The sequence below is a fragment of the Paenibacillus urinalis genome (genome assembly GCF_028747985.1).
GTDB classification, from domain to species: Bacteria; Bacillota; Bacilli; order Paenibacillales; family Paenibacillaceae; genus Paenibacillus; species Paenibacillus urinalis.
In genome coordinates, this window is sequence record NZ_CP118109.1 from 84,054 (window position 1) to 99,068 (window position 15,015).

A 15,015-nucleotide genomic window follows, 5' to 3' on the forward strand; every position below is an offset into this window, starting at 1 on the left:
ATTTGGCTATTATCGACATCATATTGCGTGAAAATTTCATGGCATGGAATCGTTTAACCTTTGAGTATGAACAGGAAACAAAAAACTTAAGGGTACCGTCTGAAAATACAGCAGAGACACTGCTTGATTTTAACGTCAGACTGGATGAACTTAACACAAGAGCGGTCTATGACTTCGGCAGAATCCGTAAATTAAAAGATATTATGGATAGTCTGCTCGAAAGTGTTTTGAAAGATTTGTATGCCGGTCCGAATGACGCTGCAAGGAAAGCTGGCGGAATCCAACATGCCAGGGCGTTTCCAGTAACTGGATATCCTTTTGAAGCCGTAAATCTTTATGAGCTTCAAGACAATATCTTAAGCAATTATTACTCAATGCAATCTACAGTTAGAGCTCTTGAAGGCAAGATGGGCGCAAAGATTACAAACAATGCGCTGCTTAAAAATGAACTGGCCTCAGCAATGTAGACTCGAAAAGAAAGCGGTCTGGTCCTCCAGTCCGCTATTTTGATATATGCAAGGAGGAGCAATATGTCTGAATGTGAGCACGCCTCTGAGTGTGAAAACGTGGACAAGTCCTGCCGCCGATGTTTCAACTACAACATGTTTCGTCCTAAGAAAGAAGTACGGCGGCTTGGGCAGCGCTCCGGTGCCAAAAAGAGCGATAAAGAAGGAATGGCATTTGAAGAGCGCGGTACGAAGAAATACAACCAGGCGATAAGACAAGCAAAAGACGTAGCGCGTCGTCAGTTCGCATCAGGCGCTCTGTATCACTCTCTAGGAGACATGATTACCGAAGAGGATCTTACAGCTGCTCTGGCCGAATTTAAAGAGCGTGGAACGCTAAGCAAGTCCGGAGAGAAGCAAATTACGATCAAGAAAGAGTGGCTTGATAAGCTGGAAGAAGAAGCGCGACTAATGAATCGTGACTTCTACTTCCTTCCGTTCACATTCAAAGGTCAAAATACCGATTATGTCGTTATGACATATGATCGTATGCTTGCATATATTCAGACGATTCAAATACTGAATCAGAATTTGCGTCATCTTCAGGATCAACTTAATGCAGCGCAGGCCGACTAACGCCGGCGGGGGCTTTTTGATAGTCTTTTTTAATTACATCATAAAATCAAAACACAGGAAGGATGTTAATAATGAATACACTATTAGATTCAGCTTATATGTTTGAGCATGATGATATCATGAATGCAGTCGATGAAATGCTGGAAGCCGCTAAAGAGAACGGCGGGGTTACTCGTGAACTGAACGACATGGATATTCGTCGCATGATCATTCGTCGAAAATACTTGCTCCAGGAAAAAGAAAAGACTAAGCAAATGGCAGATATAGTAGCATCTGAATGGAAACAAAGAATCAATCGTAAAGATGAACAGATCGAACAGATCAATCAAACGATTGAGAGTTATGTCAAAAATCGAGGCGAGAGTCTTGCTCTTGATGTGGCCACCGTTGGGACGCGCACCGTTAAGCACAAGATCGAGATTGCTGATATTGATGAGCTTACTCAAATGCTTGAAAAGCAAAACATGAAGGAGCAGTTCTTAAAAGCTCCTGTTCTGGATGAAACAGCTATTAAAAATTACTTCATAAAGACGCTCGATGAGGCAATTGAAAAGCTAGAAGAAGATCGTAAGAAAAAGTTAGACGATCTGGATCAGCAATATTCAGACGAAACAAAGGATATTAAGAAGGCTGCTGACAAGAAGCCGATCCAATCTAAGTATGCCGATCTGAAGAAAGAAGTAAGAAATCAGCATGATGCGAAAGTTGCCGAAACGATTAAGCAATTTCAAGAATGGATTCCAGGCTGCGTAAACTATGTGCCTGCAGATAAATCCTTATATGTAAAAATGAATTAGTGTTGTGGCGCTGCCTTACGGTGGCGCCTTTTTTAATGCATTAGCGTATCAGAAGACGCATGATCATAAATTCGTGCTTCTTCTAATGCAATAATTCATTTTTCTTTGAAATACTGCAGATTTTTCTTGTTTTTCCCTATGTTATAGTTTATATTGAATGTAACGCATTACAATTGTAGGAGTGAGGTAATGATTAACTCAAGTTACATACGCCATTTGGCAGGCGTTCATGAGGTAGATATGAAACGTCAAGAAATGCGTTTTATTGGTGTGACCAAAGATGCAACTACAGCAGGTCCAGGAAAGCGCTTGGAACTGTTTTTAAAAGGATGTATACGAGGAATAGTTAACCCTTGCGAAGGCTGCTTCAATCCAGCTACATGGGAATTTGGAGGGCTAAGGAGAGATATGAAAGTCGATGAAGTGGTATACATGCTTGAGCGAGATGCATGGAATCTACAGATTACTTTCTGCGGGGGAGAGCCACTTCTACAAACACGGAATCTTATTAAAGTCTGCACCGAATTAAAACGCAGGAATCCTAGATTTCATATTGTGGTTTACACTGCTTATGTTCTCGAAAATTTGCTCAAAAACGGCATCACTTATCGTATCCGAAATGTAGATGAAGAACCTGTTAAAGAAACGCTTCTTGCCTATAGTGAAGATTGGAACGATGAGCAAGACCGTTTTACTATAGCTACGCCTGATCAAATCAAAGAATTAATGTCTGTAATTGATCTGCTTGTTGATGGAGATTACCAAGCTAAGCATCGTATTCCTACTGAGAAGTATATGAACGAGGGTATGTTTGTTGGCTCTAGTAATCAGCGCGTATTTGATACGCAAGCGACTCTGAAAGAAAACTCTTTTATCTTTCTGCATGCAGACGAATGGATGGAAGAGCACCTTCGCCTGAAACATTGCAAATGCTGCGGTCATGGGCTCGAAGATCAACGAAGAACATTCTGTGATTCAACATGCTCAAAATTATATCGCAAGCGTGATAAGGCAATGGCCAAAATGGGCGGTGCTTAATGGGTGATGATCTCGACTTATCCGAATTACTTGTGACACTAAGTGATGGCAATCGTTCTGTTGATATTACTCCGGGTCTTGAAGCGCATGCTGAGGCAGTGTCGCGATCTGATCCGAATAGCGCGTTTAAGGCGCTTCAATCGATCGCATTAAATAATACCGAGCTTGCAGAGAATCTGCCTGCAGCATTTCGTATTCCAAGCGATCAGCTGTTAATGAGTTATGCTGTAGAGCTATCTGGACTTTTATCAATTCAACAACATTACAAAGAAATATTGGAGGTACTTCACATGCCAATTCCGAATCCTCATAATCCGAATGAAATGGATTACATTGACTATTCGATTGTTAACAAGACTGTTATGAACCCTGACTATTTATTCTCTTGCGAAACAATGAGGCTCCAGAAGATGGATCTTTCTCTGGAAATTGAGCCTAATGATGAAGAGAATATTTATTTTGTGGCTAAGCTTTCTGATACTAAAATCAAAGCGAAAACTTCTAGAGAGCAGTTTGAGCAACTAATGTCTGATCTGGCGCATAAAACTGAGAACAAGAACAAACGTATCGAGCAAACAGACTTATTCCGAAACACCCTCGGTGAGGCGATTGATCTTCATATTGAGGGCCAAAAGCAAGTTGGCAATCTGTATTTCAAGATTGGCAATAAAGCATTCGTTGGAGGACTAGGCATTATTTGGGACAGAGAAAAGAACGAAGATATCGGTATTTTTGAGTCCTTGGAAATTGAAGTTAAGGACAGCGGATCAAATCGATATATTGTCCATGATTTAACGCTCCCTATCGGAAATGATAAAACTATCCTATCTAATTTGGAACGATATGAATTTATTTTTTATAACCTTGATGAAAAGTTGCTATACACTCTCAGCGCCAGCGCACAAGGTTCCACTTCTTTCCCTTCAGAGCTTGCATCACATTCATTGCAATTGAATGCAGCTTCTCTTTATCTTGATAAGATTGTTGACTTGTCAGAGGTGGATCTTATAGCAAAGGCTGTAGAATCTCGTAACAACCTTAAGTCTGTGGAATCCAATGATCCTTTCTATGCGGACTACAAGGATACTTTTGCTTCCGATCGACATGCCATTTTGAGATTAAGCAAGCAAAAAGCAGAGCAAGAGAAAGTTCAAAGCATCTTTTCTGATATCGAATTTTAATTTATCTAGTCTTGAGGAGGACTAATTCATGTCAACTGCTATTCAACAATCATCTGTGGATCAACTTACTGTGCTTCTCAACTCCAGGCACAGAGCTATTCTTGTTAAAACTTTTGAAGAGCAACGCTTCATAGAAAATTTGCAACATATTGCTCAGCAAAAAGGTTATGCGAACATGTATTATTGGTCAATTACTTCTGGTCTTGTAGATGGTATTACCGGGAAACCAGCCGAGGGACCAAAGGCTGATAATCCTATGAAGCTTTTTGATATTATTGCTGAAGCCAGGGAGCAAAACATTTATGTAATTCGTGATTTTCATGATATTTGGACCAATGCTCAAGCAAAGCGTAAATTACGGGATTATCTCGAATCGAAAACTGAATTTTATAAACCAATTATCTTAACTTCTCCCGAAGCATCTATCCCACTGGAACTTGAAAAGCTTATAACGCTAATTAACTTTGATTTACCTGATCGGGATCGTGTTAAGTTTCTGCTGGATGGCAACATCAAGTTTTTGGAGAGCAAAGACCTTCCCACACCTAAAGGTCGAGAGTATGAAGCAATTATCCATGCCTTAGTTGGCATGACCGAGCATGAGATTTCAAATATTCTGCGCAAGACAACCTCTAAACATAAGGCGATCGTCCTTGCAGAGATTGTAGCTGAAAAAGAGCAAGTTATCAGAAAGACAGGCTTGCTCGAATACATCACGAAGCTTGGCGATATGGATAATGTAGGCGCGATGGATCGTTTTAAAGAGTGGACGGAAGATGCCTACTACGCATTCCATCCTGATGCGCAGCAGTATAATGTTGATCCGGTACGTGGTGTAGTCCTTGCTGGCGTGCCGGGTACTGGTAAATCCTTGGCGGCTAAATCTATTGCTCATCAATGGAATCTTCCGCTGCTTAAGATGAACATGTCGGACATCATGGATTCCAAAGTTGGCCAGTCCGAGAAAAATATATCTCGTGCTCTAAAACTGTCTGAACAAGTATCGCCTTGCGTTCTCTGGATGGATGAGTTTGAGAAAGGTTTGTCGGGCATGTCGAGTTCAGACAAATCAGACTCTGGTACGCTATCCCGCGTTGTTCAAGAGATTTTGACTTGGCTCTCTGAAAAAGAGAAACCGGTATTTGTTATTGCTACTGCGAATGATATTACAAAGCTGCCACCAGAGCTTACTCGTGCGGGTCGGTTTGACGAAATTATGTTTGTTAGTCTCCCACACACGGAAGAGCGTGCCGAGATTTTGGCTATCCATCTAAAGAAACGCGGGTATTCAATCACGAACGATGACTTTGAACATCCCAGCACACTTAATAAGCTAGATATTCTTAACCTTGCCGAGAAGATGAAAGATTTCACTGGTGCCGAGATCGAACAGGCAGTCTCTGAGGCTGGTCGCCGTGCGTACGCTGCTTTTAGAAAAGGACAACGTGAGAAGCACTACATCACTGTTCCTGATCTTGAAGAACAGGCAAACAAAATTGTTCCAATAGCGAAGCGAAATCCTCAGTTGATTAATGATCTGAGAGAATGGGCTAAACATTCAGCAGTCTGTGTGTCCAGCACCGAACATGATTTTCTTCATAGCGGTGGAAAAACAGAAGAAAACAAATCTGGTTCAACATTCCGCGTCTTTGGAACAGATCTTGAATTTTCTCAATAAGGATGTGAATCTATGCCCTATGATCGCGAAGAGCAACGCAAAAAGGCAATGGAGCTTGCAAAACCGCTTCATGTGGATCCTAGAACAAAGATCGATAAGACTATCGAATATGCGTTAAACGAGCTAAAAGAATACGAGCAGCATGTGAGAAAAGCCCACAGTGAAATGAATGGCAATGTAATTCAAGCTCATGCAGGTGAAAGTTTTATAAAAACACTGGATAACTTCGTGTCTTCTGCTACGTTTTTAATTCAGAAAGATTATTCTGAAGAGGAGTTAAATCAAATGCCAGCATCTGTTCATAAAGATGTGATCGCCTCTCAGGAAGTCAGAGCCAAATTACTGCGAAATATCGCAAATAAATACAATCTTTAATTTCTTGGGGAACCATACGGCGCGAATTGGGTGCCGCAACGGCAAGCGCATGACGGAGGGGTTAGGGCGCACTTAATATATCCTAGGAGGAATTATCAATATGTCTCACTTTCAAGCTTACAAATGTGAAGTAAATAATGTCGAGTTCGTAAAGAAGGCTCTTACTGAAATGGGTCTTGGATACAAAGAAAACACGACAATCATCGACTACTACAAGCAGTCCCGCAATGTTGTTCTGGCTGTTATCGATAGTAACGGAAAGCTGCAACCAATCGGGTTCCAAGAGAACGTTGTTGATGGCAAAACTAAACTCGAATGCGTAGCTGACTGGTTTATGACTGGCTTCTCTGAAAAGTCCTTTACAAATCAAGTGGCACAGCTGCACGACAAGTACATGGTTATTGACATGTGCGAATCTAATGGCTTCTCTATCGATTTTGACAGCATTGCTCATAATGATGCCGGCGAATTGGAGCTAGTCGCTTCTACTTGGTCCTAATAAATTTAACTACTCATTAAATCGGAGGTATTTGACATGCAAGAGAGAAAAGTAAAGTTCACTATTGGTAAAGAAGGCGGCGTGGCATTTGAAGTTTTGAATGGTGAAGGTGCAGATTGCACGAAGATCACCAAGGATATCGAAGTTCATTTGTCCCAAAACGGCACAATGGTTGATGAGGGCAAGAAACCTGAGTACTACGATGGCGGCGGCCTCACTGATGTGTTTAACAGCCTAGACTAATGGGCGACAGCATATTTTGGACTTATGTCTCTTTATCTTTTACCGTAAGCATACTGATTGGGCTTTCGAAGGTTCTGCCTCGGAAGCCTGGATCAGAGCGAACGCGAGATAGAGGAGCCTTTCTAACTGTATCTATGTTCATAGTCAATATTATGTACACTGCCGCCTTTGGCTGGAACATGAGAGCAGCATCAACAGCAGAAATGGTATTAGACATAATTAACGGTATATTAATGGGTCTTGGATTCATGATGATGTACAAGGACGTAACTTTTATTAAAAAAGCAAAGGAGACCGACCGTGACCGAACAGAAAAGAACTAGACGCACTACAAAGAGTCAGCCGGTTGCTAAAGAACAAAATCTTGATCTGACAGCACTACCGGATATTACTCCATTTGTGACGAATCCGGATGGAAATGTATATGCGGTAACGAATCTCACAGAGGAGTTTATAGCTGTCTTGTTTGCCTGGGTGAGCCGATCACCGAAGTCATTCAAGGAACATCTACTGAAAGCTATTCAAGATGGGCTCATCAATGCAAGCGATTATCAAGGAAAGGATTCCTTTGAGAAGCTTTCGAAGAAGGCCCAAGACTTCCATGAGAAATGGACGGTTTCTTATGGACACAGCAGCGTTGCGGAGCATGCGAATGCTCACGTAGGCATCGAGAAAGTCTCCAGATTAGCTTCTGCTGAGCTGGAGCTGTCCAACACTTTCTATTCCATTACTGAGTATTCTCAGCGCTATCAGAAGCCTCAGAGAGGGGACTGGCATAATCCAGTGCCTAAATCGATGCCTAATCCAAACGGAATCACCAGAGACATGGTGCCTAATCCGCTTTGGCAAGAGTTCGAAGATTTTATGAACGAATGTTACGATGTATTCGAACAATTAATTGATGGCGTATATAAGCATCTAAAAGAAGCTGATGATAAATTGTTCCATCCATCATCTGGAACCGCAAATATAAAACGCGATAATGAGATTATGAAACTGGCGTTCGAAGATGCACGGTACGCGTTGCCACTTGCTATGCATACTCAACTGGGCATGACAGCAAACGGACGTACTTGGCGGGACGGCATTGCTACTCTCTACTCAAGCTCCTATCCGGAGGTCATTAAGCTTGCTGGTGATCTGAAAACAGAGATCACTAAAGTACTCCCAACATTGCTGAAGCATGCTGTGCCTTCTCAATATAAGGTGAATAGCAAGCAGCGTATTAAGCATCGTTTTGCTGATCAGCCTAGCGCAACAAAGGTGAGTAATCTTGCAACCCTAATCAAAGGCCCTTCACCTAAGAAGGCAATCGAAACAATTATTGCTGAAGCCATTGTGCAAGAGAATGGTATTCCTTATGAGGAAGCTATGCGCCGGGCAGAGAACATCTCTAATCCGACCGAAATCATCAAAGAGATGCTTTTCGAAATTGGGAAGCATGACACCCCGCCAGAATCTTTCCGCGGGATTGATTTTTCTTTCGAACTACTTGTTTCTGAAGCCAACTGGCACCAGCTGCTTCGCCATAACCGTAAGACTGACTTTATTTATAACCAGCCTTCTCCTTATAATGGCGTTACAATTCCGCCTCGTATTGCTGAAGCAGGTTTGCAGGGTCTGCTCTTTGATCTAGCAGAGAAAGCAGAAACTCTTTATGAGAAGCTGCTTGGCACAGTAGGACATGAATATACAGCACCATATATTGTCTTGAATACTCACCGCCGCCGCATTGTAGCTCACTTTGATCTGTGGGAGGCTTACCACTTGATCAATCTGAGAACATCGGAAGAAGCACAGTGGGATATTCGCGAGACATTTGAAGAAGTCTATCGCCAGCTTCATTTGCTTTATCCTGATCTGATTGATCAAGCAAAAAGAAGATAGCACCACAGCATCCTTTATGCTAAAATAGTAATGCATTACATTTAGACATAAAGGATGTGAAACGAATGGCAAACATCGAAAAAATGGAAGCAGTTTTCGAGGATGTTCTTAAACGCTATGTTGGCGCAGAGAAGAGTTACGTAGGTACTCTTGCTGGCGGCGGCACCGATTATAAACGTAACCTTGAAATTACTGATCAGCATGCAAATGCATTCCGTAAACGGTTCAAAGAAGCAATGCAAGAAGAGGCTGCCGAGCCTACAGAGCCGGTTGCTCCTTAACAGATGATGAATATGAACATAAAAGCCGCCTAACCGCGGCTTTTCTACATAAAGGAAGCTTTATGATTTATTTTAGGAGGGAACATGAATGGCTACTGAGGAGAGAGAGCTCAACAATGTTGTATCGATGGAGAAGGTCAAAGAATTACTGGATGAATTAAATCCAGAGCAACGCATAGCAGCTGAGGCAATTTATGGACCCGTATTGGTTCTTGCGGGAGCCGGGAGCGGTAAAACCAAAACACTAACCTATCGGATTGCTAACATGCTTGCACATGGCGAGAAAGCATCCAGTATATTTGTAGCCACATTTACTAATAAGGCAGCCAAGGAAATGAAAGAACGTATCGCTAAAGCTGTTGGTGAAGAGACGGTGCGTGATTTATGGATGGGAACCTTTCATTCCCTTTGTGTGCGCATCTTGCGCAAGCATGGACACTTGCTTGGGTATGAGAGCAACTTTACGATCATGGATACAGGTGACTCTCTTGATCTGATCAAACGTATTTATAAGAAGTTAAATGTTGATGAGAATACAAAACCAGGTTTGGCTTTGCACTATATTGACCAAGCTAAGAATAACCTGTTTACTCCTGAGTATTGCCTTCATGAGCAGGCCGAAAGCGCAAATGATCAAATGTGCGCCCTTGTTTATCAAGACTTTCAACTCCTGGCTAAAGAAATGAACGCTATGGACTTTGGCGACTTGATCATGAACGTAGTAAAGCTTCTTGAGGAATTTCCAGATGCCTGCAATTACTGGCAGAACCGTTTTAAATTTGTTCTTTCTGATGAGTATCAGGACGCAAATCATGCGCAGTACCATTTGCTTCGGCTACTTGCATTCCCACATAACAACATCTTTGTCGTCGGGGATCCACAGCAGTCGATCTATAAATTCAGAGGAGCCGCTGTTAACCTGATTCTCTCTTTCGAGTCTCAGTATTTCCCTTGCACAACAGTAAGACTGTCAACAAACTATCGCTCGAACCATGTTATTGTCCGTGCTGGCAATGAATTAATGAAACAGAATAGTCACATGAGGCTTGAACTAGTAGCTAACAATCCAGAATTAAATGTTCATCCTATTCTTATTATGAAAACTCAGAATGAACATGCTGAAGCAGCTTTTGTTTCTTTTCAGATTCAGAAGATGGTTAAAGCTGGAACTCATGCGTATGGTGATTTTGCAATCCTATACAGAACAAATGATCAGTCCGCACCATTCGAGCAAATGTTTATGCACAATATGATTCCTTATAAAGTCGTGGGCGGCACCGGCTTCTTTCAACGCGAAGAAATCAAAGACATTGTTGCTTACTTGAAGTCGATCGTTAACCGCAAGGATGATGGTGCCTTAATACGGATCATGAATAAACCTTCTCGTGGCATTGGAGATACGACTATCAATCATATTGTTGACTATGCTAATGAACATAAAGTAAGTGTTTCTCGAGCGATGAAGAATATTGATGATATTTCTGTGATCAAAAAAGGGCCTAGAGGAAAAGTAAGAGACTTCCTCGGTATGCTTGATCATTTCGATTCAATGAAGCACATGGACATTAGAAGATATGTGCACTATGTGCTTGAACAAAGCGGATACATGGCAATGTGGACTTCAAAAAACAACAAAGAGGCAGAAGAAAAGGTCGATAATATTAATGAGTTTCTTCGACTGGTCGAACGTTATAAAGATGAAAATTTAGACAAATCCCTTACTGATTTTATGCAAGAGATATCCCTACTCATGGATTTTGATAATAAAGAGAAGGATAATGCTGTTCGTATGATGTCTATTCACGGGAGCAAAGGCTTGGAGTTTCCTGTTGTCTTTGGTGTAGGAATGAACGAGGGCATCTTCCCATCATTCCGCAGTTACTCTCCAGAAGACTTGGAGGAAGAAAGACGATTGGCATATGTTCTCGTTACAAGAGCTGAAAATCAGATTATGCTAACATCTACACGAGAACGCACAAACTATCGAGGGGGCAAAACTTCTCAGGATTCTTCCCGATTTTTAGATGAACTCCCCGAGGATCTTGTGGTTCGGCATGAGCTTAAACCAAATAATTAGCATAATTTAATCTTAATGGTTATAATCGAGTGGGGAATTAAAAATAATTAAAGATATGGGAAGGAAGGCCTTAGAATGAGTGCTGCGCCACAAAAAAAAGTGGATAGGGATACCCTACTCGAACATTTAAAAACCATGGCTGATGATGTTGGAGATATTCATGTATCTCCAACAGTTCTTGGTCAAGAATTTGAGGTTTCAACTGCTTCAATTACACATCATTTACGTGTACTTTCGGATGAGGGAAAGATAGTAGATACAGGACGAACAGGTCCACATAAGAAAAAAATATATCGCTTATCATCTAGCTTAATGAGGGAATCAAAAGTGCCTCAATCTAAATTAATCTATCCTACGATTAATGATGAAAGCTTTATGCAAAAAATTAAAGATAGTGTTAAACATCTTAATATACCAAAATCCATAATCTCTTCGGAGAGTCAAATAAAAACAAATGAACATATAGATGAAAACACAATTAATCAGGAAAATTATAAAAATATTGAACAGGATGCCCCAGGCGAGGAGGAAATAATTTCCAAAAACGATTTTTCTATTAGCGAAATATCTTCAAATAATAAAGCTGAGGACTCTTCTGATAATCATGATGAAGATGACTCTTTTAATCGATCAATTATTGAGAGAGAGAAGTCTTTAGATGATCAAATTAGAGAATTTCAGGCTAAATCTAGATCTTCATCTGCACAAATAATGTTAGAAAAAGATGATCGAGAAATCTTATCTGTTGCTGTTGAAAGTTTAAATCAAATTCAAATGTTCTTTAAAGATTTAACAGATCAATTATCTACGATTGAAGAGAAAAAATTTATTCAAGCATTGATCGAGGAAAGGAATCAAAATCTCCAACAAATTGCTGAACTTCAAAATCAAATTAGTACGATGAACGATACAATTAACGAGATGAGTTCAAAGAAAAACAAGAATGGCGATATAGAGCAGAAAGCAAAAAATATATATCAAAGCCTTCTTTTTATTGTTGATAATTTCGTTGATCAGCCAGCCCATACTATGTTTTTACAGAAAACGGAGTTCCGTAAAGACATTGGCGAAAGAGTTAAGGAGCTGTTCTTACTAGCTGTCCGCAAGGAGTAACAGGCCGCCTTACGCCGGCAGGGGCTTTTTGAAAATTGAATAAGGAGGTGCACCCAGTGTCTGCATTTTACCCAGATAATTTTAAGTCAGAATTGAAAGAGAAAGCTGATATTGTCCAAGTCATCAGTCAGTTTACAACACTTACTCCTATGGGAAGTAATGTATTTGGGATATGCCCATTTCACAACGATCATTCACCTTCGATGCAAATTCGTCCAGATACTCAGACGTTTTATTGTCATGCTTGCGGAGCTGGATCGAAAAACCATAGTACGGTACAAGCATCCGATGTTTATGGCTTTTTAAAAGGCATCTTAAATGTGAATATGGGCGGTGCGATCGAATGGCTCTCCAGTTTTCTGAATATTCCATTGCCGCCGATGAATCCCGAAGAAGCAAAAAGAGAAAATATTAGATCTCAGTGGGTGCAATATTGTGAAGAATCTGGCAGGCGGTTTCATGACCGCTTGCTAGAGAGCACTGAAGGACTTAATTATCTATACAATCGGGGTTTCGATATTAATGATATCAAACTTTGGAATTTAGGATTAGGCGATGACCAAGTTTATGATTTTCGGAATACCAAGGATCGCATTGTCTTTTCACTTTATGATTATTGGGGAAATCTGGTCAGTTTTACGGGTCGAGTGCTGCTTCCTGATAATGTTCTCAAAGCAAAAAATGATCAACTTAAATCTGATAATAAGCCGACTATTGTTAAATACTTAGATCGAATCGGCCTTAAGAAAGACGATGCAAATTATGCTAATCACCCTTATCCTGAGTTTGTAAAAGGCGATCATCTATATGGTATTCACATTGCTAAAGATTTTATACGCAGATTCGGTGTTGCTATTATTGTTGAAGGTTGGACTGATATAATTAAGCTTCATAAATACGGGGCGCAGCATGCCGTTGCTACAATGGGCGTGGCGCTTACATTAAATCAGGTCAAGTTATTAAAACGGGCAGGAGCAAAGAGTGCGATAATCATGCGTGATGGTGATCCTGCAGGTGAAGCTGCCATACAGCGTGATTCTAAAATATTAAAAGAAAATGGTATTGAGCCACTCGTCCTTGCGCTCTCTCCAGGACTTGATCCTTGCACTGTTTGCGATAACTTCAATATGGTGGATGATTCATTTGCTCGTTTTATTGAGCGTTATACCATGCAACTAAATCAGTATCGGCTTAAACGGATCTATCAAGAAACGCATGAAGATATCGTTTATCATCAGTCAAGAATAAGTGGCTTGCAGAATGAGCGTATGCGTAAAGTAATTGAAGTCCTTAGCAGTATAGAGAATCCTGTTGAAAAGGATATCTATGTCCGTCAAGCATCTGAATTGTTTGGCGTAAACTATGAATCTATCCAGGCACATGTTTCGCATTATCAGGAGAAAGGTGTGTTCATGGTCAGATGAGCATAAAGATTGAAAGATATCTAATGCATTGCAAAGACTGCAATAATAAATTCTGGGCGCTTAAAGATATGAAAAACAATCTGCCAGATGACTGCATATATTGTGGAGCTAAGAATAGTAGGAATCCAAATATAGAGCCACATACTATTGATTTTATATCGCTCGATTCTGATCTCTATGAGATTGACATTGATCAGGAAACTGGAATACCATTCATGAAGCACCACGAGCAAATACTTCGGAGTGCTGAAATCTTAGCAAATCTTTCTCAGAATTACGGCCAAGTTATTGATGGTTTTAGAGTAAGAGAATGTATTATTGCAATTCGAGAAGAACTAAGAAATCTTAATGGAAAATCCGAAAATATAATTGCAGGGGAGAAATGATTATGGCTGTGACTTTGGCTCAGCTTCATGTAATGAAGCCAGGAACCGTATTACAAAAAGGTAAAAGAAAACGCATATATCTTGGCATGCAAGGAATCATGGTCTTTTACAAAAGGCCATCTTCCAAACAACTGCACGGTGAACATATTGGCCATTTCCGAAAATGGCTTTTAGATGCTGAAATTTTGCCGACCGAAAATGCATCAAAAACCGATCTTAATATTTCTTTGTAACACATTACTTTTTCATAATATAATAATGAGGTGTAGCACATATGGATTTGAATGCATTGATCAATCAGCAGTTAGTAAATCTACAGGAAGAAGGATATATTGAAACTGTCGTAAAGGAGCAGCTAAAAAGCACAATTAAATCGGTTATCGAAAACTCCCTGCGCTCCTACAGTAATTTTGGCAAGGAATTAGAAAAACAAGTAGAAGAATCGCTTAATGTTAATCTTAAGTCTCTCGACGTGCCATCATATAATCATGTCGTTCTCAATATGATCAAACAGGAGATTGATCGTTCTATCCATGAAGTTGGTTCTGCTAAATTAAAGGAGCAGCTTGAAGACATGCTTGGAACCGGCAAGAATGAGTATAAGCTATCCGAATTGATTCAAGAAATGGTTGAATTTGAAATGGAACTTGGAGAGCTTGAATATGATGAAGTTGCTGAGATTTCAGTTCATGTAAAAGAGACCGGCGCAGGGCTTACTTGGATCTATTTAGATCCCAATCCAGATAAGGAAGCATACGAATGCAAGTACCGAATATATCTGGATGATAATGTTGTAACTAGCGCTATGCTTGGTGAGAAGAGTTTTGATAATAGCGTTATTCTAGGTGGTCTTTACGGTCTTGAAGAAACGATCTTCAAAATGTTTATTCACGGTTCCAGACTCATCATTGATGAGTATACGACAGAGTTCTCAAATCCCTCTTTCGATTAAAG

At 40.5% G+C, this 15,015-nt stretch carries 17 protein-coding genes; all 17 read left to right on the forward strand.

Translation table 11 applies throughout. The annotated features are described in order from the left end of the window. Window positions 1–2: 2 nt before the first annotated feature. The 17 genes from PUW25_RS25770 to PUW25_RS25850 all read left to right on the forward strand — a co-directional run bounded on the left by PUW25_RS25770 (window position 3) and on the right by PUW25_RS25850 (window position 15,013). Window positions 3–467 carry a hypothetical protein gene (locus tag PUW25_RS25770; RefSeq protein WP_047913013.1) on the forward strand — a complete coding sequence of 155 codons (465 nt, stop codon included), beginning with the start codon at window positions 3–5 and terminating at the stop codon, window positions 465–467. Window positions 468–530: 63 nt separating this feature from the next. Continuing rightward, a complete protein-coding gene (locus tag PUW25_RS25775; protein ID WP_047913012.1) occupies window positions 531–1,082 on the forward strand; it encodes a hypothetical protein in 552 nt (183 codons plus the stop codon). Between the two features lie 71 nt (window positions 1,083–1,153). After that, window positions 1,154–1,879, forward strand: coding sequence for a hypothetical protein (locus PUW25_RS25780; RefSeq protein ID WP_047913011.1), 726 nt, complete (start codon window positions 1,154–1,156; stop codon window positions 1,877–1,879). Between the two features lie 189 nt (window positions 1,880–2,068). Next, a complete protein-coding gene (locus PUW25_RS25785) occupies window positions 2,069–2,917 on the forward strand; it encodes a 4Fe-4S cluster-binding domain-containing protein (RefSeq protein WP_047913010.1) in 849 nt (282 codons plus the stop codon). Continuing rightward, window positions 2,917–4,098 carry a hypothetical protein gene (locus tag PUW25_RS25790; RefSeq protein ID WP_047913009.1) on the forward strand — a complete coding sequence of 394 codons (1,182 nt, stop codon included), beginning with the start codon at window positions 2,917–2,919 and terminating at the stop codon, window positions 4,096–4,098. The genes PUW25_RS25785 and PUW25_RS25790 overlap by 1 nt, the downstream gene beginning before the upstream one ends. Window positions 4,099–4,126: 28 nt before the next feature. After that, a complete protein-coding gene (locus PUW25_RS25795) occupies window positions 4,127–5,776 on the forward strand; it encodes an AAA family ATPase (RefSeq protein ID WP_274338774.1) in 1,650 nt (549 codons plus the stop codon). 12 nt (window positions 5,777–5,788) lie between these two features. Further along, entirely contained in the window at window positions 5,789–6,151 is a 363-nt protein-coding gene (locus tag PUW25_RS25800; RefSeq protein WP_274338775.1) for a hypothetical protein, read from the forward strand. Between the two features lie 100 nt (window positions 6,152–6,251). Then, on the forward strand, window positions 6,252–6,650 hold the full coding sequence (locus tag PUW25_RS25805) for a DUF1257 domain-containing protein (protein ID WP_274338776.1): 399 nt from the start codon (window positions 6,252–6,254) through the stop codon (window positions 6,648–6,650). A gap of 36 nt (window positions 6,651–6,686) precedes the next feature. After that, window positions 6,687–6,893: a DUF2997 domain-containing protein gene (locus PUW25_RS25810; protein WP_274338777.1), complete on the forward strand. Its 207-nt coding sequence runs from the start codon at window positions 6,687–6,689 to the stop codon at window positions 6,891–6,893. A gap of 300 nt (window positions 6,894–7,193) precedes the next feature. Further along, the gene (locus PUW25_RS25815) at window positions 7,194–8,780 is read left to right on the forward strand and encodes an FAD-dependent thymidylate synthase (protein WP_274338778.1); all 1,587 of its coding nucleotides are present in this window, start codon (window positions 7,194–7,196) and stop codon (window positions 8,778–8,780) included. Between the two features lie 65 nt (window positions 8,781–8,845). Further along, window positions 8,846–9,061, forward strand: a complete 216-nt coding sequence (locus PUW25_RS25820) for a hypothetical protein (protein WP_047913003.1) — start codon at window positions 8,846–8,848, stop codon at window positions 9,059–9,061. Between the two features lie 88 nt (window positions 9,062–9,149). Continuing rightward, on the forward strand, window positions 9,150–11,138 hold the full coding sequence (locus PUW25_RS25825; protein ID WP_274338779.1) for an ATP-dependent helicase: 1,989 nt from the start codon (window positions 9,150–9,152) through the stop codon (window positions 11,136–11,138). Window positions 11,139–11,213: 75 nt separating this feature from the next. Beyond that, entirely contained in the window at window positions 11,214–12,251 is a 1,038-nt protein-coding gene (locus PUW25_RS25830; protein ID WP_274338780.1) for a helix-turn-helix domain-containing protein, read from the forward strand. A 56-nt stretch (window positions 12,252–12,307) separates the two neighbouring features. After that, the gene (locus tag PUW25_RS25835) at window positions 12,308–13,675 is read left to right on the forward strand and encodes a CHC2 zinc finger domain-containing protein (RefSeq protein WP_274338781.1); all 1,368 of its coding nucleotides are present in this window, start codon (window positions 12,308–12,310) and stop codon (window positions 13,673–13,675) included. Beyond that, a complete protein-coding gene (locus PUW25_RS25840) occupies window positions 13,672–14,061 on the forward strand; it encodes a hypothetical protein (protein WP_274338782.1) in 390 nt (129 codons plus the stop codon). Before PUW25_RS25835 ends, PUW25_RS25840 begins: the two co-directional genes overlap by 4 nt. Before the next feature lie 2 nt (window positions 14,062–14,063). Then, window positions 14,064–14,294 (forward strand): hypothetical protein, encoded by a 231-nt coding sequence (locus tag PUW25_RS25845; protein ID WP_274338783.1) that lies wholly within the window; start codon window positions 14,064–14,066, stop codon window positions 14,292–14,294. A 41-nt stretch (window positions 14,295–14,335) separates the two neighbouring features. Next, window positions 14,336–15,013, forward strand: coding sequence for a hypothetical protein (locus tag PUW25_RS25850; RefSeq protein WP_274338784.1), 678 nt, complete (start codon window positions 14,336–14,338; stop codon window positions 15,011–15,013). Window positions 15,014–15,015 lie beyond the last annotated feature (2 nt).